The following is a 16,776-nucleotide window of genomic DNA, read 5'->3' on the forward strand; positions in this document are numbered from 1 at the left end:
CCCGCAGTAACTTGCCTGCCGCGCGGGCACGCCTCGCCCGCATTCCTGAACCACCCAGACCTACCGCCGACATGAAATCCCGCCTGATCGCCGCGGCCTTGCTGGCCGCCACGGCGAGCCCTGCCTTCGCCCTCAACATCCTGCTGACCAACGACGACGGCCTGACCAGCAACCTGAAGGCGCTGTACGACGCCCTCAAGGGCGCCGGCCACAACGTCATCGTCAGCGTACCCTGCACCGGCCAGAGCGGCCGCGGCGCCGGCATCGTGATGTACAGCACCACGGTCATCGTGCCGGACAACGACAAGACCCAGGTCGAGGCCGAAGGCGGTTGCCACAACGGCGCGGCCAAGACCGGCGAGCCGGCGGTGGGCCCCTTCACCAAGGCGGGCTACACCAACGGCGATTACCACTACGCCCATGGCACGCCGGTGATGGCGACCATGTACGGCCTGGACGTGCTGGCGCCGGCACGCTGGGGCAAGGCCCCGGACCTGGTGCTGTCCGGTCCCAACGAAGGCCAGAACGTCGGCCGCATCGTCAACAGTTCGGGCACCGTCAGCAATGCGCAGTTCGGCGCAGCGCGCGGCATTCCGTCGATCGCGCTGAGCGCGGGCACGGACTCGGTCGACAATGCCGGCCTGGCGAGCCCGGTGTCCGGCGTGGTGGCGCAGCTGACCATCAAGCTGCTCGGCACGCTGCAGGCCAAGGCCAACGGTGGCCCGCTGCTGCCGGCGGGGCTGGCGCTGAACGTCAACTTCCCGAACGCGCCGACGGCGGCCACGCCGTTCGCGTTCTCGCGACATGGCACTTTCGACGCGTATGCGCTGAAATTCAGCGGCACGGCGCCGTACGGGCTCGGCATCGGCGCCGGCAGCGGCACGCCGACCGCCGCGCAGGCCGAGGACGAGTCGGTCGTGTACAAGACCAAGACCGCCGTCACTGCCATGCAGATCGGCTTCGACCAGCGTCCCGCGGGCCAGCAATGGCTGCGCCTGCGCCTGGGTGAACTGTTCGGCCAGTGAGGCAGGTCCCGATGAAACGCCTCATTTCCCTGATTCCCCTGGCAGCCGTGCTGGGGCTGGCCGCGTGCGGCGGCAACGACGCGCCCGACAACGGCGCACCGCCCGCCACCGCGACCTTGTCGGTCACCGACCTGGACCCCGGCGCCTACGTCGTCAGCGTCGGCGATGCCGACAACCCGACCGTCGGCAAGTACTACGCCGGCACGGACGGCAGCCGCTACCTGGCCCTGGCCGATGCCGAGGACATGGCCACCGCTATCTACCGGCGCGACAAGGGCGGCAGCTGGGTCGCCGCACCGGGCGCGGACGCGTCCGCCAGCGTCAAGCTGCTGAGCCGGGCGGCGGTGCCCGCCGCGAGCGTCGACCTTGCCAGCGTGGCCGGCACCTACACCACGGTGCTGCCTGCCGGCGCCAGTGCCACCTTCACCGTCACCGCAGAAGGCAAGATCGCGCCCGGCGCTTCGGCGTGCCAGCTGTCGGGAACGCTCGCCGCGCAGGCCATGCCGAATACCCTGGGCCTGAAGCTGTCGACGTCGGCCTGCGGCACGCTGCCCGCCAGCGCCACCGGGGTGCTGGCCATCGATGCCGACTACCTGCCGGCCGCGTTCCGCCTGATTGCCGACGATGGCGGCCGCGTGGTGGACCTGTGGGCGTATCGCGACTGAGCGATGCAGCCTGGCGTGCTAGCGCATGGCCAGGCTGCCGGCCAGCATTTGCTGCTCTGCGGAGAGGTCGCGAATGGCCTGGTTCAGCGTCGCGGTGGTGGTGGTGATGGCGGCGCCCAGGCTGGCGATTTCCTGCTGCAGCACCGCGATGCGGATGCGCTTCTGGTCCGGCGTGCCGGTGGTGGCGTTCTTAGCCGCCTCCAGCTCCTGCAGCTTGCGCGCCAGCTGCGCACGCAGTTCGCGCAGGCGCTTGATCGCATCCTTGGCCTGATCGGGCAGGCCGCTGTCGTCGACATCGCTGTGGTCGCGCACCGACGCGGCCTGGTTGCCACCAGCCAGTGCGTGGCCAGGGGCCGAGATATGGATTTCGGTACTGGCCGCGGGGCGGGAGCGAATCCCCGGCGCGTCGCTGGCGCTTGCGCTGGTGGAGGCGGGTGGTGCCGCAGGTGTATCCATCGACACGGCAGCCGCTGCGTTGGCTGCAATCGGTTCGATCATTGTCACGGTGGTGCTTCTCCTGGTTCGCCGGCGATCGGCAATTCGTCATCGGAATCTGCCGGCTCCAGGCGGATATCGGCTGTTTCGAGCGCCGGCTTGAGCTTGCCGCACGGCCATTGCGAGGATTTTGCGCCGGTCACCCTGGGGTGGCGGTGCCCAAGCGAGCGCTGGGCGCGCATGGTCAAGGACACCGGCATTGCGCAGCATTGAGGCCCAGACATGATCGACAAGGCCGTGGCATCCTGGGACAGGCAGCCTGTGAATTCGTGACCAGGCACCTTGGTGTGGGAGATAATCGCAGGCCGGGAAGCTGGCGGCGGCGCCCTTGCCATGCGTGCGCTATTTCCCGCCAGGATCACCGATGAGCAGTCGAACGCGCACTACCAGCCCCGCCACACCTGCCGATGCCCGCCGCGACCCCCGACACCGTCCTGCGTGACCTGGCCCGCCTGCGCCGGGTCCGCGACCGCATTGACCGCGACTACGCCCAGCCGCTGGACGTCGAGGCGCTTGCACGGAGCGTGCATATGTCCGCGGGTCATCTCAGCCGGCAGTTCCGGCTGGCCTATGGCGAGTCGGTCTACGCCTACCTGATGACCCGGCGCATCGAGCGCGCCATGGCGCTGCTGCGGCGGGGCGACCTGAGTGTCACCGAGGTTTGCTTCGAGGTGGGGTGCTCGTCCCTGGGGTCCTTCAGTTCACGGTTCACCGAGCTGGTCGGCGTCTCGCCCAGCATTTACCGGCGCGATTGCGCGCGCGAGGCCGAGGGCATCCCGGCCTGCATCGCCAGGCAGGTGACGCGACCGATCAGGAATCGAGAAGCGCCGGAACAGTCGTCCGGCTAGACTGGCTTCCATGCATTCCGGGCCAACGCCGCGACGGCCACCGCTTCCTCACCCTTACGGAGACTGATCTTGGACCTCACCATTCACTCGACCTTCCTGCCTCATTCCGATCCGGAGGTCTCGCTGGCGTTCTACCGGGACGCCCTGGATTTCGAGATCCGCAAGGATGTCGCCTTTGGCGGCCACCGCTGGATCACCGTCGGCCCGAAGGACAAGCCCGACACTTCCATCGTCCTGTACCCGCCAAGCGCGACACCGGGCGTTACCGACGAGGAGAAGCGCACCATCGCCGAGATGATGGCCAAGGGTACCTTCGCCATGCTGCTGCTTGGCGCGAGGGACCTGGACGCCGTCTTCCAGCGCCTGCAGGACCGCGACGCCGAGATCGTGCAGGAGCCGACAGACCAGCCTTACGGGGTGCGCGATTTCGCGGTGCGCGATCCGGCCGGCAACATGATCCGGATCCAGCAACTCAAATGAGGGCGGCGGCCGTGCGCCGGCCCCCGGGTTCGCGCCGCACGTACTGAGTCCGCTAAGAAGAAGATCAAAAGCTGCAAGCATCTTCGCAGCGGTCGCTGTGCGGCAGTTGTTCAGGCCTGCCCGGCACGGCGTGCGGACGTGCGCGACAGTGCCGCCCAATCCAGGTGGCCTTCGCCATGGGCCAGGCTTTCGATATGGGTATCGCGCAGGGTACTAGCCAGGGGAAGGGGAACATTGGCCTGTTCCGCCGCTTCCAACGCCAGGCGCACGTCCTTGAGGCCGAGCGCCAGCTTGAATCCTGCTGGCTCGAAGCGCTCTTCGGCGATGGCCTGGCCATAGCCCTTGTAGACAGGCGCAGCGAAGGCCGTAGACATGACCAGTTCCAGAAAGCCGGCCTTGTCGACCCCATGGCCGTGCGCCAGTGCCACGGCTTCGCCCATCGTACCGATGGCGCTGGCGATCATGAAGTTCACGGCAAGCTTGGCAGCGTTGGCCTGTTCTGGCCGTTCGCCCAGGCGCCAGGTCTTTTGGCCGAGTACATCCAGCAGCGGCTGCACGGTTGCAATGGCGTCGGCATTGCCGGCGGCCAGGATGTTCAGCTGGCCCGCTTCAGCAACGTTTACCCGGCCCAGCACCGGTGCGGCGACATAGCCCACGCCTTGCGCCTGGTGTAACGCAGCCAGTTCGGCTGCCATGGCCACCGACACGGTGGCCATGTTGACATGAATGGCTCCCCGCTTGAGCGCGGACAGTGTCTGTGCATCCACTATCGTGGCACGGGTGGCGGCATCGTCGGCCAGCATCGAGATCAGCACGTCCGCATCGGTGACCGCCTCGACGGGTGTGGCCGCGCCTTGCGCGCCGAGCGCTGCCAGCGTCGCCACCGGCGCGGGCGAGCGATTCCAGCCGCGCACTGCATAGCCGGCCTTGAGCAAGTTTGCCGCCATTGGCAGGCCCATGGTGCCCAGGCCAAGAAAAGCGATCTTCATCGGTGTTCTCCTCGGTCAAAAATGGAATCGATTGTTTCCTAAATAGGGAAAAAATTTTCAGGCTAATACCTTGAGTGCAGCGGTCGCCACGGCTTGCATCTGTTCGCGGCTGCGTCCGGTCTTGCCGACCACCCGCATGCCTTGCGTCAGGCACAACAGCATCCGCGCGGTCGCTTCGACGTTCACATGGGCCGGGATCGAGCCGTCTTGCTGGCCCTGGCGGATCAGGTCGGCCAGTAACGCCTCGTTGCGCGACATCGCGGCGGCGATGTGGCTGGCCACTGGCTTGTCGAATGCCGACAGTTCCACCGCGCTGCCGACGACCAGGCAACCTTGCCGGCCAGCGGCGCCCTGGGCGGAGTCGGCATAGAAGTCCAGCGTGGCGCGCAGGCGGTCCAGCCCGCTGCCGGCGTTGTCGATGGCCCGGTGCAGCTTTTCTGCCCGCTGGGCGCGGTAGCGATCGAACGCCGCCATGAACAGCGATTGCTTGTCCTTGAACGCCTTGTAGAGACTGCCCTGCGCGAGACGCATGGCGCGGGTGAGGTCGGAGATCGAAGCGCCGTGGTAACCGCGTTCGCTGAACACGCGCACGGCCCGGTCCAGCGCCTGGTCGACGTTGAACTCGCGCGGGCGGCCCCGGCCGCGTGTGCGCGTGGGGACTTGGGGCTGGGTTGCGGTCATGCTGCCAGATTGGCCAATTAGGAAACGATGGCTCCCAATATAGCACCTCATCGGCGCTTCGTCATGGCGGCGCCCGTGCACGGCTTTGAAGTATCGACAGGCACGCCGTGCAACTTTTTAACCGGCCGGCGGACGCCATAGCGTCGATTTGCCGAACAGGCTTTCCACCAGGTCCACGGCCAGTTGCGCGGTCTGGTTGCGCACGTCGCAGGCCGGGTTCAGTTCCATCACGTCGAGCGATGCCAGCTGGCCGGTATCGGCGATCATTTCCATGCACAGCTGGGTTTCGCGATAGGTCGGCCCGCCCGGCACGGTCGTGCCCACGCCGGGCGCAATCACGCAGTCGAGGAAATCCACGTCAAAGCTGACGTGCAGGTGCGTCTGCGCGTCGATGCCCGCCAGCGCCTGCTGCATGGTGTGGCGCATGCCGTTCTCGTCGATGTAGCGCATGTCGTACACCGCCAGATGTAATTCGTGCAGGCGGCGCTTCTCCTCCGCATCGACGCTGCGGATGCCGATCTGCCGGATCGCGCTGCGCTGCACCGCCGGCGCCGCGCCGGCCAGCGTGGTCAGCGGTGCGGGACCGTCTCCGCACAGGCAGGCCACCGGCATGCCATGCATGTTGCCGGTAGGCGTGGTGGTGCCGATATTGGCGTCGGCGTGCGCGTCGAGCCACAGCACCATCAGGGTCTTGCCGGTGTCACGGCAATGGCGCGCCGCGGCGCTGATCGAGCCGATCGCCAGGCAATGGTCGCCGCCCATCAGCAACGGCAGCCGACCGGCTTGCAGGGTGCCGAGGCAGGCGTCATAGACCGCACGGTTCCACGCCAGGACTTCGTCGAGGTGGCGCAGGCCGTCCCGGGGCGGCTGCCACGGATTGGCCGGACCGTCCAGGTTGCCGGCGTCCTCGACCTGCAGTTTGTTGCGTGACAGCGCCTGCGCCAGGCCGGCGACGCGCAGCGCCTCCGGGCCCATCGAGGCGCCGCGCGTGCCGGCCCCGATGTCGGTGGGGGCGCCAATCAGCGTGACGGGTTTCATGGCAAGGATGCGGTGAGTGCGGATGCCAGCATGCGTTTGCAGGTTTCGTACCCGCCGCGGCCGGCACCCTCCCGCCTTGACGCAAAGGGTCGCCGGCGAGGGCGGTGTCCCGCACCGCGTCGACGCCTACCGCCTGACGTCTCGGGCGTCATTACCAAAGGAATTCCGGATGCGAATCGCCCCGTCCGCCCCGTGTACGAGCAGTTCACCCTGCAGCTTCCTGGCGAGCGCCGTCGCGGCGACGATTGCTGCGTCCTCGCTGTCATAAGTCGGCGTGTCTTGTGTGCCACGCTCCACTTCGACCTTCCATTTACCCCCGCTGGGTACCACATGAACGTTCGGCATGATTGCTCCTGGTCAGCCACATGCCTGCAGTCTAGGACCTAGCCTTCGATTTCGCTGCGAACCAGCAGCACGGGCTTGCTGGTCTTGGCCAGGACGCCTTCCGATACGCTGCCCATCAGCAAGCGCCGTACGCCGCGGCGTCCATGCGTGCCAAGCACGATCAGGTCGGCATTCCAGGCATCGGCCTCGGCAACGATGGTCGACGAGACCTGGCCAGGCGCCACCGGCTTTTCATCCAGTTGCATCAGGTTCGGCACGCCTGCCTCGCTGAGCTTGACGGAGGCCGCATCGAGTGCCTTGCGGCCATGCGCGATCATGCTGTCGACCAGTTCTTTCGGGTTGAAGTAGCTGGCTTCGAAGAAGACATCGGTGTCGTCCGCCACGAACAGGGCCTTGACCTCGGCGCCGGTCGCCCTGGCGATGATGATGGCCTGGCTCAGGGCCAGGTCCGAAGAACGGCTGCCATCGACGGCGAGCAGGATGCGCTGGTACATGATGAGTCTCCTGGCGAAGGGGATGCGGAATCAAGGAGCGGGGCGCTTTACTCAGCGTAGATGCCGGCGTGGATGCACGCTTGACGAGCATCAATCCGAAGCGGCAGGCTGGCGCCTCCCCTTGGTTGCGACCAGGAGCGCGGTGATGACGACAGGTGCTTTGCCTGGAGGGTTACGCGCCGGGCGCCTGGCAAACCACCTCGATGTTGTGCCCGTCAGGACCAATGACGAACGCCGCATAGTAGTTCGCGTGGTAGTGCGGCCGCAGCCCCGGGCCGCCATTGTCCCTGGCCCCGGCCGCCAATGCTGCGCGATGGAAGGCGTCGACCTGCTGCCGTGTCTCGGCGGTAAACGCCAGGTGCAGGTGCGCGGGCTTCTCGTCGGTCTGGAACAGGCATAACGAAGCCTTGCCCTTTGCGCTGAGTTCGACACCGTAGGCCGGCGGCCCTTCCGACACCACCGCTACACCGAGCGGCTCCAGCGCTTTGAGGAAGAACGCCTTGCTTGCTGCATAGTCGCTGACTCCGAATTTGACGTGGTCAAACATGGGTTCTCCTCAGTCGTTGGTGTGCCCGCGTTGCGCCCCGGGCTGCCGGAGGGCTCAGCCAAGCAGTGCCAGGGCGTCAGCGAGCGACAGCACCGTGGTGCGCGAATCGAATGCCGTGGCAAACAGATGGTCGTGCACGACCTGGTCCGGGTCGTAGCAGCAATCCTTGACCGTGAACAGGCGAAAATCCGCATCGCTCGCATACGCCACCGATGACAGCACCACGCCGGTCGAGGCAATGCCCACCATCAGCAGGGTATCGATGCCCTGGGCGGACAGGCGTACCTGCAGGTCGGTACCAAAGAACACGCTCGCGCGATGGGCGACGATCAGCGGCTCACCGTCCCGCCGCTCAAGTTCGGGCGAGATCTGGTCGTCGACGAACAGGCCAAGCCGCTTGATTCCCTGCCCATTGCGGTTCAGCGCGCTGACTTCCGGATAGCCCGGGCTGAAGTGGATCTTGGCGAAATAGACGCTGACCCCCCGGGACCGCGCTGCGTCGCACAGCTTGCGCGTATTGGAAAGCAAGGTGGGGGCGACGGAGGGAAAGAGGGCCAGGATGTCGGTCTGGTAGTGCATGACTACCAGGGCGGTTTGCGCCGGGACGATAGGCGGGATCGGGTCGGTCATGCTGTGCGTACCGGCGTGAATGAAGACCGACTCTATCACGGCAACCAGGGCCGGTTCGGATCGCTTCCTGCGCTGCCATATGCCTTGCCAAACATAACCACGGCCACACCAGCGCTTGCTAACACAATCGGGAATCATTATCATTCCCGGTTTTGTTACAAATCATTAAATCCCTCCGCGCGCGCCTGCAGCCACCATGCAAAAACTTCCGGCCACCTCTATCCGTTTCGCCCTTCGTCCTCGCCCGCTGTCCCTGCTGATCTGCGCCATAGCGGGCACGATGCCGCTTGTCTCCGCCGCCCAGGCCCAGGCCCAGGCCCAGGCCGCGTCGGTGGAAGCGGGTAGCCTGAATGCCGTGGAGGTGCGGGTCGACCGTATCAAGAGCGACCTGGTCAACCCGATGCGGCAGGTCACGGTGATCGAGCGCGAGGAACTGGACGAGTTGCGCACGGGCTCGACCAACCTTGCCACCATGCTGAGCAAGGTCATTCCGGGCATGGCCGATTCCAGCCGCACGGTGACGGATTTCGGCCAGACGCTGCGCGGGCGCAGCGCGCTGGTGCTGGTCGACGGCATCCCGCTGAACACCAACCGCGATTCGGCGCGCAACCTGGCCACCATCGACCCCAGCAATATCGAGCGCATCGAGGTGCTGCGCGGCAGCAGCGCGCTCTACGGGGCGGGTGCCAGCGGCGGCATCATCTCGATCACCACGCGCCAGGCCGGCGGGCCGCCGAGCGCGGACACCACGGTCACGCTGGGCACGCCGCTGACGCGGCTGAGCAAGGAAGGGCTGAGCGCCAACGTGCAGCAGCACTTCTCCGGCAGCCAGGGGCCGATCGACTATGCCTTCCACCTGGGCGCGCAGCGCATCGGCAGCCCCTACGATGCCGAAGGCCACCGCATTGCGCCGGAGCCCAGCCAGGGCGATCTGTTCGATTCCAACGTCTATAACCTGAGCGGCAAGCTGGGCTGGCGCATCGACGGCCAGCAGCGGCTGCAGCTGAGCGTCAGCCGGTACCAGGCGAAGCAGAACACCGACTATGCGTCCGATCCGTCGGTGGCCCGTGCGCCGGCCGGCTCCACCGCCGCGCGCGCGATCCGCGGCCTGCAGCTGGACAACCAGAATGAGCTGCGCAATACCGTGGTCAACCTGGATTACCAGCACCAGGACCTGTTCGGCAGCACGGTATCGAGCCAGTTCTACTACCGCGACTACTTCACGCGTTTCCCGCCCTTCGATGCGCGCGCGGTGGCCACGCGCGGCGGCAATGTCGACCAGATCAGCCAGAACAGCGACGTGTTCGGCGGGCGCCTGACCATCAGCACACCGCTGGGCCAGGCCAAGGCCACCAAGCTGCTGTGGGGCGCCGACTACAACCAGGAGCGCAGCGACATGCCGCTGGACCTGTTCGATCCGCGCTCCTACGACAGCAGCGGCGGGCTGGTCTTCAACCGCATCGGCACGGCCACCTACATGCCGCCGCTGACCACGCGCAGTGGCGGCATCTTCGGCCAGCTGCAGCACAAGTTCAGCGAGCAGTGGTCGGCCGAGGGCGGCCTGCGCTATGAGCGCGCCAGCGCCAGCTTCGATGACTTCGTGCCGCTGTCGCAATCGCGCGTGAGCAACCCGGCCACGGTCAAGGGCGGCACGGTCAACTATGGCGCCTGGCTGTTCAACCTGGGCGCGGCCTATGCGCCGGTCAAGGGCCAGGAGTTCTATGCCTCGTTCAGCCAGGGCTTCCAGCTGCCGGACATCGGCCTGCAGATCCGCAATGCGCGTGCCGGCTTCGACATCAATTCGTCCAGCCTGGATCCGGTCAAGACCAACAACTATGAACTGGGCTGGCGCGGCGCGCTGGGCAATACGCTGGCGAGCGTGGCGCTGTTCTACACCACGTCCAAGCTTGGCGACGTGCAGAGCTTCAACAACGGCCTGATCCTGACCCGCACCGAAGAGCGCATCGCGGGCGTGGAAGCGGCGGCCGACTACCGTTCGGACGACGAGCGCTGGGGCGCGGGCGGCACCATCACCTGGATCAACGGGCGCGAACGGCCGCAGGGCAGCGCCAGCATGCAGGACATGACCGGTTACCGCATCCCGCCGCTCAAGGTCACGGCGTACCTGCAGTTCCGTCCCGTGAGCCAGTGGAGCAACCGCGTGCAGCTGAGCTACTACGCCAGCCGCGACTACCGGCTCAACGGCCAGAACAGCTTCGGCCGGCGCGAGGTCAGCAGCTATACCACCGTCGACCTGATCAGCCGCTATGAACTGACGCGCAAGGATACGATCACGGTCGGCATCGAGAACCTGTTCAACCGCAACTACTACCCGCTGTACAGCCAGCTGCTGCGCAACAGCAACAACACCAGCCGGCTGCCGGCAGCGGGCATCACGCTGACGGCGATGTACCAGCACCGCTGGTAAGCAGTGCAGCGTGGCTGGCGGCGCTCGGCGCCGCCGGCCCATGGCCTTAGTCGAGGGTGATCTTGCCCGCCTTGACGATCTCCGCATACCGCCTGGTATCGCGCTCGATCAGCTTGCGGAATTCCTCGGGCGTACCGCCCACCGGCACAAAGCCGAGGTCGGTCAGCTTCTTCGTGACTTCCGGGCTGCGCGTGGCCGCGGCGATTTCCCGGGCCATGCGCGCGACGATCGGCTGCGGCGTGCCGGCCGGTGCCAGCAGGCCGGTCCATGAGCTCATGACGAAGCCGGGGAAGCCGGCTTCTTCCATGGTCGGGATATTGGGCTCGCCCGGCCAGCGTTTGGCCGAGGCGACGGCCAGCACGTTGATCTTGCCGGACTTGACGTGCGGCATCGGCACCAGCAGCGGGTCGAACGCCACCGAGACCTCGCCGGACACCAGCGCCGGCAGGATCGGCGCGCTGCCGTTGTAGGGCACGTGGGTGAGCTTGAGCTTCGATTCCATCGCCAGGCGCTCGCCGGTCAGGTGCGCGGAACTGCCGACGCCGCTGGAGCCGAAGGTCAACGTGTCGGGATGCTTCTTGCCGTAGTCGACCAGTTCGGCCACGGTCCTGGCCGGCACCTTCTTGCTGGCGAACAGGAACAGCGGCAGCTCGGCCATTTCCGCCACCGGCACCAGGTCGGCGGGCTTGTAGCTGAGCTTCGAATACAGCGACATGTTGGCGCTGTAGGCGGCCAGCACCGAGACAAAGGTGTAGCCGTCCGGCGCCGAGCGCGCGGCGACGCCGACGCCCAGGGTGCTGTTGGCACCGGGCTTGTTCTCGATGATGATGGGCTGGCCCAGCCGTTGCGAGACCTGCTCGAACACGACCCGCGAGACCGTGTCGGTGGAGCCGCCCGGGGTGTAGGGCACGATAACCTTGATCGGCTTGGCCGGCCATGCGTCGGCGGCAAGGGCAGTGGGAGCGGTGTGGGCGGCGGCCACGCCGGCAACGGCGATGGCGATGGAACGCGCGCTGCGCGCGACGCGATGCTTGATGCTGGACTTCAACTACGTCTCCTTCTTTTGCATGCTTGGCAATCCCCTGGCGGGGCCTGCGGCCGGAGATCCGGCCGGCCAATTATGCGGGACGCAGTCTGCGCGGTGCCGCACCGGGTGCGGCTGAATCACCGGAGCTGGCCATCCAATGTGCGATAGCCGAACCAGGCCGGCCGCGACGATGGTCAGAATTCGTAGTTGACCGACAGGTCGAACACCGCGTTGGTCCGCTTGCGCGTGATCGGGCTGTCGGCCGCATCGCCGGCCAGTTGCGACACGGCCACGTCAGAGCTGGCAAACCAGTGTCTGGCGAAGTACCACACGGAGGTCACGCCGAAGCCGTATGACTTGATCCCGCCGCGCGCGTGGTACTGCGGCCGGCCGGCGCGCGCCTGCGCGGCGCTGACGCCGTACCAGGCGTTCATGTAGCGCGAGTCGGCCAGCGTGACGGTGGGGCCGGCGAACCAGAAGAATCTTTCCGAGCTGCCGGGCAGCGGCATATAGGCTCCGATGTCGCCGATCCAGCCGTCGCTGCCGCCCAGGCTGCGGCGCGCGTCGATGCGCAGCACCAGCGGGAATGCTTTCGAGACCGCGTATTCGGCGAACAGCTTGCCTTCCGGCGCCGGGTTGATATTGCCCATGCCGTCCAGGTGCGGCGAGTCTTCCTGGCCGCGCCGACCCAGGTTGTAGGTGAGCGCGATGCCGGCGCGCCAGTTCTTGCCGCGCAACAGGTTCACGCCCAGCCCTTCGCCGATCGACGCAAAGGCGAGGTCGCGGTAGCGGATATCGATGCTGGGGCCGCCGATCACGATGTACTCGGACGAGCCGTCGTAGCGCGGCCGCAGCATGGCGGCGGCGCCAAGCCGGACCTGCCAGTCGGGGATGTCGTCCTGGAACAGCTTCTGCAGCGGAATGCCGGCGGAGAACTGCCATTCGGCCAGCGGTGCCGGCGTCTGGGCGCTGGCCCGGCCCGCGGCCAGCAGCGCGCCGGTGGCCAGCAGCAGGGCGATGCACGAGGAAGTACGCGGTGGAATTCGCTCGGTCACGGCAGCCTCCATGCCCGCATGGCGGGCAGCCAGGTTGCGGGCGCGGGGCCCGTGGCGACATCTTTCCACTGGATCGCGGCCTGCGCAACCACTGGCGCGGCGCCGGCGTGAATGCCTGTGGGGCCCGCCTGGTGCCGGGGCGGCGTTCAGTCCAGCAGCTTGTCCAGGGTGATCGGCAAGTCGCGCACGCGCCGGCCGGTGGCGTGGTACACGGCATTGGCAATGGCCGCGGCCACGCCCACGATGCCGATCTCGCCGATGCCCTTGGTGCCCAGCGCATTGATATGCGGATCGTCCTCGTCCACCACCGAGACCTCGATGGTGCCGACGTCGGCATTGACCGGGATGTGGTATTCGGCCAGGTTGGCATTGGCAACGCGCCCGGTGGCCAGGTCCAGTTCGGTCTTCTCGTGCAGCGCCATGCCGATGCCCCAGACAATGCCGCCCATCAGCTGGCTGTGCGCGGTCTTGCGGTTGAGCAGCCGGCCGGCGCCGTAGCGGGCAACGACGCGGTGGACGCGGATCTCGCCCAGTTCCGGGTCGACGCGGACTTCGGCAAAGACCGCGCCGAAGGCGTGCATGGAATACGCCTGGCGCTCCTTGCCGGGCCGGGTGCTGGCGCGGGCTTCGATCGCACGGCCCCCGGCGCGCCGGATCGGCGCGGAGACGGGTTCGCGCTGCGCCGGATCCGAGCGGCGTTGCAGCCAGCCATCGACGATCTCGACGTCCTCCACCGGCGCGCCAGCCAGCGGCGAAGCCGTATCGGCCACGGCCTGGCGGATCAGGCGCTGCCGTGCCGCTTCGGCCGCCTGCTGCACGGCGGGTGCGACGCTGGCCACCGACTGCGAGCCGCCCGACACCGGCGCCTCGGGGAAGGCCGTGTCGCCGAGTTCAAAGCGCACGCGCCCCGGCGGCAGGCCCAGCGCATCGGCGGCGACCTGCGTCATGACGGTATACGTGCCGGTGCCAAGGTCCTGCGAGCCTGAGCGCACCAGCGCCGTGCCGTCCGCCAGCAGGCGCACCATCGCGCTGGCCGGGGAGCGGTAGGTCGGATAGGTGGCGGTCGCCATGCCCAGGCCCACCAGCTTGCCGTCGGCATGCATCGAGCGTGGGGTGGGGTCGCGGCGTGCCCAGCCAAAGCACTCGGCGGCGTCGCGATAGCATTCGCGCAGCGACTTGCTCGAGAACGGCAGCTGCTTTTCCGGATCGGTGTCGGCGTGGTTGCGCAGGCGCAATGCGACCGGATCGATGCCCAGCCGTTCCGCCAGTTCGTCCAGCGCGCATTCCAGCGCAAAGCTGCCGGGGACTTCGCCGGGCGCGCGCATGAAGGTGGGCGTGCCGATATCCAGCTCGACCAGCCGGTGGCTGGTCTGCACGTTGGGGCAGGCATAGAGCCGGCGCGTGATCAGCGCGGCGGATTCCAGCCATTCCTCGATCGTGGAAGTGCATGTGGTCACGTCATGGCGGAGCGCGTGCAGCCCGCCGTCGGCCGCCGCGGCGGCGACCACATGCTGCTCGGTAAGGGGCCGCCCGCCCACCGGGCCGAACATCTGGGTCCGTTCCAACACCAGCCTGACCGGCCGGCTGACCTGCCGCGCCGCCATCGCGGCCAGCACCACGTGCGACCACACCGAGCCCTTGCAGCCAAAGCCACCGCCCACATAGGGGCAGATCACGCGCACCTTGTCGGCGGCGATGCCGAACGCGGCCGCGACCGCCTTGCGCACGCCGGTGACGTATTGCGTCGCGTCGTACAGGGTCAGCTGGTCGCCGTCCCACGCGGCAAGGGTGGCATGCGGCTCCATCGGGTTGTGGGTTTCCATCGGCGTGGTATAGACCGCGTCGATCACGGCAGCGGCGCCGCGCAGGCCCGCGTCGGGATCGCCGCGGCGGCTGTCGGCGGATTCGTCCTCGTCGGGCTTGCGGGCCCGCGTGCGCGCCTGCGCGAAGTCGAGCACGGCATCGGCCTGCCGGTATTGCACCGGCAGGCAGCGCGCGGCGTCGCGGGCCTGTTCGAGCGTATCAGCCACCACTACGGCGATGGGCTGGTTGTTGTAGTGGACCGCGGTGTCCTGCAGCAGGCTCATCACGTGGCCGGCGGTGGGGATGTCGGCGGCCGCCTTGCCGCCCCTGGGCAGGTGCGGGGCGTTGAACGGCGTCAGCACCAGCCGCACGCCCGGCATGCGTTCGCACGCGGCGGTGTCGATGGCGACGATCTCGCCGCGGGCAATGGCGCTGGTCACCATCACCGCGTGGACCAGCCCCGGCAAGGTCTGGTCGGCGCTGTAGCGGGCGCGGCCGGTGACCTTCGGGATGCCGTCGACGCGATCGAGCGGGGTGCCGGTCACGCTCATGCCGAAGCTCCTGGCGGGCCGCTGGCAACCTTCAGCGCCAGGGCGACGGCGCGCTGCGCCAGGCCGATCTTGAACGCGTTATGCGCATACGGGTGCGCGCCGTCTAGCAGCAGCCGCGCCGCGTCGGCCGCGCTGTGCGCGCTCAGCGGCCGGCCGGCCAGGGCGCGTTCCGCCGCGGGCACGCGCCAGGGCTTGTGCGCCACGCCGCCCAGCGCGAGCCGGGCGCTGCGCACGAGCTTGCCGTCGAGTTCGAGCGCCGCGGCGACCGAAACCAGGGCGAAGGCAAAGCTGGAGCGGTCGCGCACCTTCAGGTAGTGCGCGTGGGCGGCGTAGGGCGAGGGCGGCAGGTCGATGGCGACGATCAGCTCGCCGGGCGCCAGCATGGTGTCGCATTGCGGGGTGTCGCCGGGCAGGCGGTGGAAGTCGCCGATCGGGATGCGGCGCTCGCCGGTGGTGGCCCGCACCACGATCACGGCCTCGAGCGCGGCCAGCGCCACGCACATGTCGGACGGATGCACGGCAATGCAATGTTCGCTGGCGCCCAGGATGGCGTGGATGCGGTTGATGCCGTCGCGGGCGCCGCAGCCCGAGCCGGGCTTGCGCTTGTTGCAGGCCGGGAAGCCCAGGTCATAGAAGTAATGGCAACGAGTGCGCTGCAGCAGGTTGCCGCCCACCGTGGCCATATTGCGCAGCTGCCCGGAGGCGCCCGACAGCAGCGCCTGCGCCAGCAGCGGATAGCGTTCGCGCACCAGCGCATGGTTGGCCGCATCGGTGTTGCTGGCCATCGCGCCCAGGCGCAGGCCGCCTTCGGGCAGCGCCGTTATCTGGTCCAGTGGCAGCCGGCTGACGTCGACCAGCAGCCGCGGCGCTTCCACGCCGGCCTTGACCAGGTCCAGCAGGTTGGTGCCGCCCGCCACATAGCGCGCGCCCGGCTGGCTCCCCAGGCGCATGGCCTCGTCGACCGAACCCGGCCGTTCATAAGCGAAAGGATTCATGGTCGGCCTTAGCTGCCGCCGCCCGTGCCGCAGGCTGCGCGGACCGCGGCAACGATATTGGGGTAGGCGCCGCAGCGGCACAGGTTGCCGCTCATGCGCTCGCGGATCTCATCGTCGCCGAGCGGCAACGGCGGCGGGCTCAGCGGCTGCACCGCGCTGGCATGGCCGGCCTGAGCCTCGGCCAGCATGCCCACCGCCGAGCAGATCTGGCCGGGGGTGCAGAAGCCGCACTGCAGCGCGTCGTGGGTGACGAAGGCCTGCTGCATCGGATGGAGGGTGTCGCCGTTGGCCAGGCCTTCGATGGTGGTGATGTGGCGGCCTTCCTGCATCACCGCGAGCGTCAGGCAGGCGTTGATGCGGCGGCCGTCGACCAGCACCGTGCACGCGCCGCACTGGCCGCGGTCGCAGCCCTTCTTGGCGCCGGTCAGCTGGAGGATTTCACGCAGCGCGTCGAGCAGCGTGCAGCGCGGCTCCAGTTGCAGCGTGCAGGGCTTGCCGTTGACATGGAGCGTGACCGCGCGGGTGGCCGCGCCTGGCGGGGCAGTGGCATTGCAATGGGCCGGAACATTGTCTTCGGACATGGGCGAGCCTTCTGTCTGCGTCCCGGCAGGCCGTCAGAGGGCGCCGGGAATACCGGAAGGCTGCAAGTTCAGTGCCGGGCAGCGCCCCGGCCATGGCGC

Annotated in this window: 19 protein-coding genes; 5 read left to right on the forward strand and 14 right to left on the reverse strand. The window is 68.0% G+C overall.

Features of this window, described 5'->3' with window-relative positions:
- Nucleotides 1-71 precede the first annotated feature (71 nt).
- Together FHX60_RS07460 and FHX60_RS07465 are read left to right on the forward strand one after the other, a co-directional pair.
- Nucleotides 72-1,025: a 5'/3'-nucleotidase SurE gene (locus FHX60_RS07460; protein WP_092312820.1), complete on the forward strand. Its 954-nt coding sequence runs from the start codon at nt 72-74 to the stop codon at nt 1,023-1,025.
- 11 nt (nt 1,026-1,036) lie between these two features.
- Nucleotides 1,037-1,690, forward strand: coding sequence for a YajG family lipoprotein (locus FHX60_RS07465; protein ID WP_183282953.1), 654 nt, complete (start codon nt 1,037-1,039; stop codon nt 1,688-1,690).
- Nucleotides 1,691-1,708: 18 nt separating this feature from the next.
- Here the strand turns inward: FHX60_RS07465 and FHX60_RS07470 are convergent, their stop codons facing one another.
- A complete protein-coding gene (locus FHX60_RS07470) occupies nt 1,709-2,188 on the reverse strand; it encodes a hypothetical protein (RefSeq protein WP_112775118.1) in 480 nt (159 codons plus the stop codon).
- 2 nt (nt 2,189-2,190) lie between these two features.
- Nucleotides 2,191-2,367 carry a hypothetical protein gene (locus FHX60_RS07475; protein WP_183282954.1) on the reverse strand — a complete coding sequence of 59 codons (177 nt, stop codon included), beginning with the start codon at nt 2,365-2,367 and terminating at the stop codon, nt 2,191-2,193.
- A 225-nt stretch (nt 2,368-2,592) separates the two neighbouring features.
- Here FHX60_RS07475 and FHX60_RS07480 point away from each other — a divergent pair, with 225 nt between their 5' ends.
- On the forward strand, nt 2,593-3,033 hold the full coding sequence (locus FHX60_RS07480; protein WP_183282955.1) for a helix-turn-helix transcriptional regulator: 441 nt from the start codon (nt 2,593-2,595) through the stop codon (nt 3,031-3,033).
- Between the two features lie 69 nt (nt 3,034-3,102).
- Entirely contained in the window at nt 3,103-3,513 is a 411-nt protein-coding gene (locus FHX60_RS07485) for a VOC family protein (RefSeq protein WP_183282956.1), read from the forward strand.
- A 110-nt stretch (nt 3,514-3,623) separates the two neighbouring features.
- Here FHX60_RS07485 and FHX60_RS07490 read toward each other — a convergent pair whose 3' ends face one another.
- From FHX60_RS07490 to FHX60_RS07520, 7 genes are all read right to left on the reverse strand, one after another.
- Nucleotides 3,624-4,502, reverse strand: coding sequence for an NAD(P)-dependent oxidoreductase (locus FHX60_RS07490; protein ID WP_183282957.1), 879 nt, complete (start codon nt 4,500-4,502; stop codon nt 3,624-3,626).
- 57 nt (nt 4,503-4,559) lie between these two features.
- Nucleotides 4,560-5,183 (reverse strand): TetR/AcrR family transcriptional regulator, encoded by a 624-nt coding sequence (locus FHX60_RS07495; protein WP_112775122.1) that lies wholly within the window; start codon nt 5,181-5,183, stop codon nt 4,560-4,562.
- Between the two features lie 117 nt (nt 5,184-5,300).
- On the reverse strand, nt 5,301-6,221 hold the full coding sequence (gene rocF, locus FHX60_RS07500) for an arginase (RefSeq protein WP_112775123.1): 921 nt from the start codon (nt 6,219-6,221) through the stop codon (nt 5,301-5,303).
- Between the two features lie 126 nt (nt 6,222-6,347).
- A complete protein-coding gene (locus tag FHX60_RS07505) occupies nt 6,348-6,566 on the reverse strand; it encodes a DUF2188 domain-containing protein (protein WP_092312796.1) in 219 nt (72 codons plus the stop codon).
- 38 nt (nt 6,567-6,604) lie between these two features.
- Nucleotides 6,605-7,060 carry a universal stress protein gene (locus FHX60_RS07510; protein ID WP_183282958.1) on the reverse strand — a complete coding sequence of 152 codons (456 nt, stop codon included), beginning with the start codon at nt 7,058-7,060 and terminating at the stop codon, nt 6,605-6,607.
- A gap of 172 nt (nt 7,061-7,232) precedes the next feature.
- Nucleotides 7,233-7,607 carry a VOC family protein gene (locus tag FHX60_RS07515; RefSeq protein WP_112775125.1) on the reverse strand — a complete coding sequence of 125 codons (375 nt, stop codon included), beginning with the start codon at nt 7,605-7,607 and terminating at the stop codon, nt 7,233-7,235.
- Nucleotides 7,608-7,661: 54 nt separating this feature from the next.
- Complete coding sequence (locus FHX60_RS07520; RefSeq protein WP_183282959.1) at nt 7,662-8,237, reverse strand: cysteine hydrolase family protein; 576 nt, start codon at nt 8,235-8,237, stop codon at nt 7,662-7,664.
- A gap of 196 nt (nt 8,238-8,433) precedes the next feature.
- On the opposite strand from FHX60_RS07520, the gene FHX60_RS07525 reads away from it, so the two are divergent.
- Nucleotides 8,434-10,665: a TonB-dependent receptor gene (locus tag FHX60_RS07525; RefSeq protein ID WP_183282960.1), complete on the forward strand. Its 2,232-nt coding sequence runs from the start codon at nt 8,434-8,436 to the stop codon at nt 10,663-10,665.
- Between the two features lie 46 nt (nt 10,666-10,711).
- Here FHX60_RS07525 and FHX60_RS07530 read toward each other — a convergent pair whose 3' ends face one another.
- The 5 genes from FHX60_RS07530 to FHX60_RS07550 all read right to left on the reverse strand — a co-directional run bounded on the left by FHX60_RS07530 (nt 10,712) and on the right by FHX60_RS07550 (nt 16,677).
- Nucleotides 10,712-11,713 carry a Bug family tripartite tricarboxylate transporter substrate binding protein gene (locus FHX60_RS07530; RefSeq protein ID WP_092312782.1) on the reverse strand — a complete coding sequence of 334 codons (1,002 nt, stop codon included), beginning with the start codon at nt 11,711-11,713 and terminating at the stop codon, nt 10,712-10,714.
- Nucleotides 11,714-11,886: 173 nt separating this feature from the next.
- On the reverse strand, nt 11,887-12,759 hold the full coding sequence (locus tag FHX60_RS07535) for a MipA/OmpV family protein (protein WP_183282961.1): 873 nt from the start codon (nt 12,757-12,759) through the stop codon (nt 11,887-11,889).
- A 134-nt stretch (nt 12,760-12,893) separates the two neighbouring features.
- Entirely contained in the window at nt 12,894-15,101 is a 2,208-nt protein-coding gene (locus tag FHX60_RS07540) for a xanthine dehydrogenase family protein molybdopterin-binding subunit (RefSeq protein WP_183282962.1), read from the reverse strand.
- On the reverse strand, nt 15,098-16,096 hold the full coding sequence (locus FHX60_RS07545) for an FAD binding domain-containing protein (RefSeq protein WP_112775130.1): 999 nt from the start codon (nt 16,094-16,096) through the stop codon (nt 15,098-15,100). Before FHX60_RS07545 ends, FHX60_RS07540 begins: the two co-directional genes overlap by 4 nt.
- An 8-nt stretch (nt 16,097-16,104) precedes the next feature.
- A complete protein-coding gene (locus FHX60_RS07550; RefSeq protein WP_112775131.1) occupies nt 16,105-16,677 on the reverse strand; it encodes a 2Fe-2S iron-sulfur cluster-binding protein in 573 nt (190 codons plus the stop codon).
- Nucleotides 16,678-16,776: the final 99 nt, after the last annotated feature.

Origin of the sequence: Cupriavidus alkaliphilus, from assembly GCF_014191175.1 — a bacterium.
GTDB classification, from domain to species: Bacteria; Pseudomonadota; Gammaproteobacteria; order Burkholderiales; family Burkholderiaceae; genus Cupriavidus; species Cupriavidus alkaliphilus.

Bases quoted from the DNA above. Each gene is read 5' to 3' on its own strand.
- FHX60_RS07480 (WP_183282955.1), top strand. From the start codon at position 2,593: ATGCCCGCCGCGACCCCCGACACCGTCCTGCGTGACCTGGCCCGCCTG.
- FHX60_RS07505 (WP_092312796.1), bottom strand. From the start codon at position 6,566: ATGCCGAACGTTCATGTGGTACCCAGCGGGGGTAAATGGAAGGTCGAA.
- FHX60_RS07540 (WP_183282962.1), bottom strand. From the start codon at position 15,101: ATGAGCGTGACCGGCACCCCGCTCGATCGCGTCGACGGCATCCCGAAG.
- FHX60_RS07460 (WP_092312820.1), top strand. From the start codon at position 72: ATGAAATCCCGCCTGATCGCCGCGGCCTTGCTGGCCGCCACGGCGAGC.
- FHX60_RS07525 (WP_183282960.1), top strand. From the start codon at position 8,434: ATGCAAAAACTTCCGGCCACCTCTATCCGTTTCGCCCTTCGTCCTCGC.
- FHX60_RS07495 (WP_112775122.1), bottom strand. From the start codon at position 5,183: ATGACCGCAACCCAGCCCCAAGTCCCCACGCGCACACGCGGCCGGGGC.
- FHX60_RS07515 (WP_112775125.1), bottom strand. From the start codon at position 7,607: ATGTTTGACCACGTCAAATTCGGAGTCAGCGACTATGCAGCAAGCAAG.
- FHX60_RS07535 (WP_183282961.1), bottom strand. From the start codon at position 12,759: ATGGAGGCTGCCGTGACCGAGCGAATTCCACCGCGTACTTCCTCGTGC.
- FHX60_RS07550 (WP_112775131.1), bottom strand. From the start codon at position 16,677: ATGTCCGAAGACAATGTTCCGGCCCATTGCAATGCCACTGCCCCGCCA.
- FHX60_RS07520 (WP_183282959.1), bottom strand. From the start codon at position 8,237: ATGACCGACCCGATCCCGCCTATCGTCCCGGCGCAAACCGCCCTGGTA.
- FHX60_RS07545 (WP_112775130.1), bottom strand. From the start codon at position 16,096: ATGAATCCTTTCGCTTATGAACGGCCGGGTTCGGTCGACGAGGCCATG.
- FHX60_RS07490 (WP_183282957.1), bottom strand. From the start codon at position 4,502: ATGAAGATCGCTTTTCTTGGCCTGGGCACCATGGGCCTGCCAATGGCG.
- rocF (WP_112775123.1), bottom strand. From the start codon at position 6,221: ATGAAACCCGTCACGCTGATTGGCGCCCCCACCGACATCGGGGCCGGC.
- FHX60_RS07465 (WP_183282953.1), top strand. From the start codon at position 1,037: ATGAAACGCCTCATTTCCCTGATTCCCCTGGCAGCCGTGCTGGGGCTG.
- FHX60_RS07470 (WP_112775118.1), bottom strand. From the start codon at position 2,188: ATGATCGAACCGATTGCAGCCAACGCAGCGGCTGCCGTGTCGATGGAT.
- FHX60_RS07475 (WP_183282954.1), bottom strand. From the start codon at position 2,367: ATGCGCGCCCAGCGCTCGCTTGGGCACCGCCACCCCAGGGTGACCGGC.
- FHX60_RS07510 (WP_183282958.1), bottom strand. From the start codon at position 7,060: ATGTACCAGCGCATCCTGCTCGCCGTCGATGGCAGCCGTTCTTCGGAC.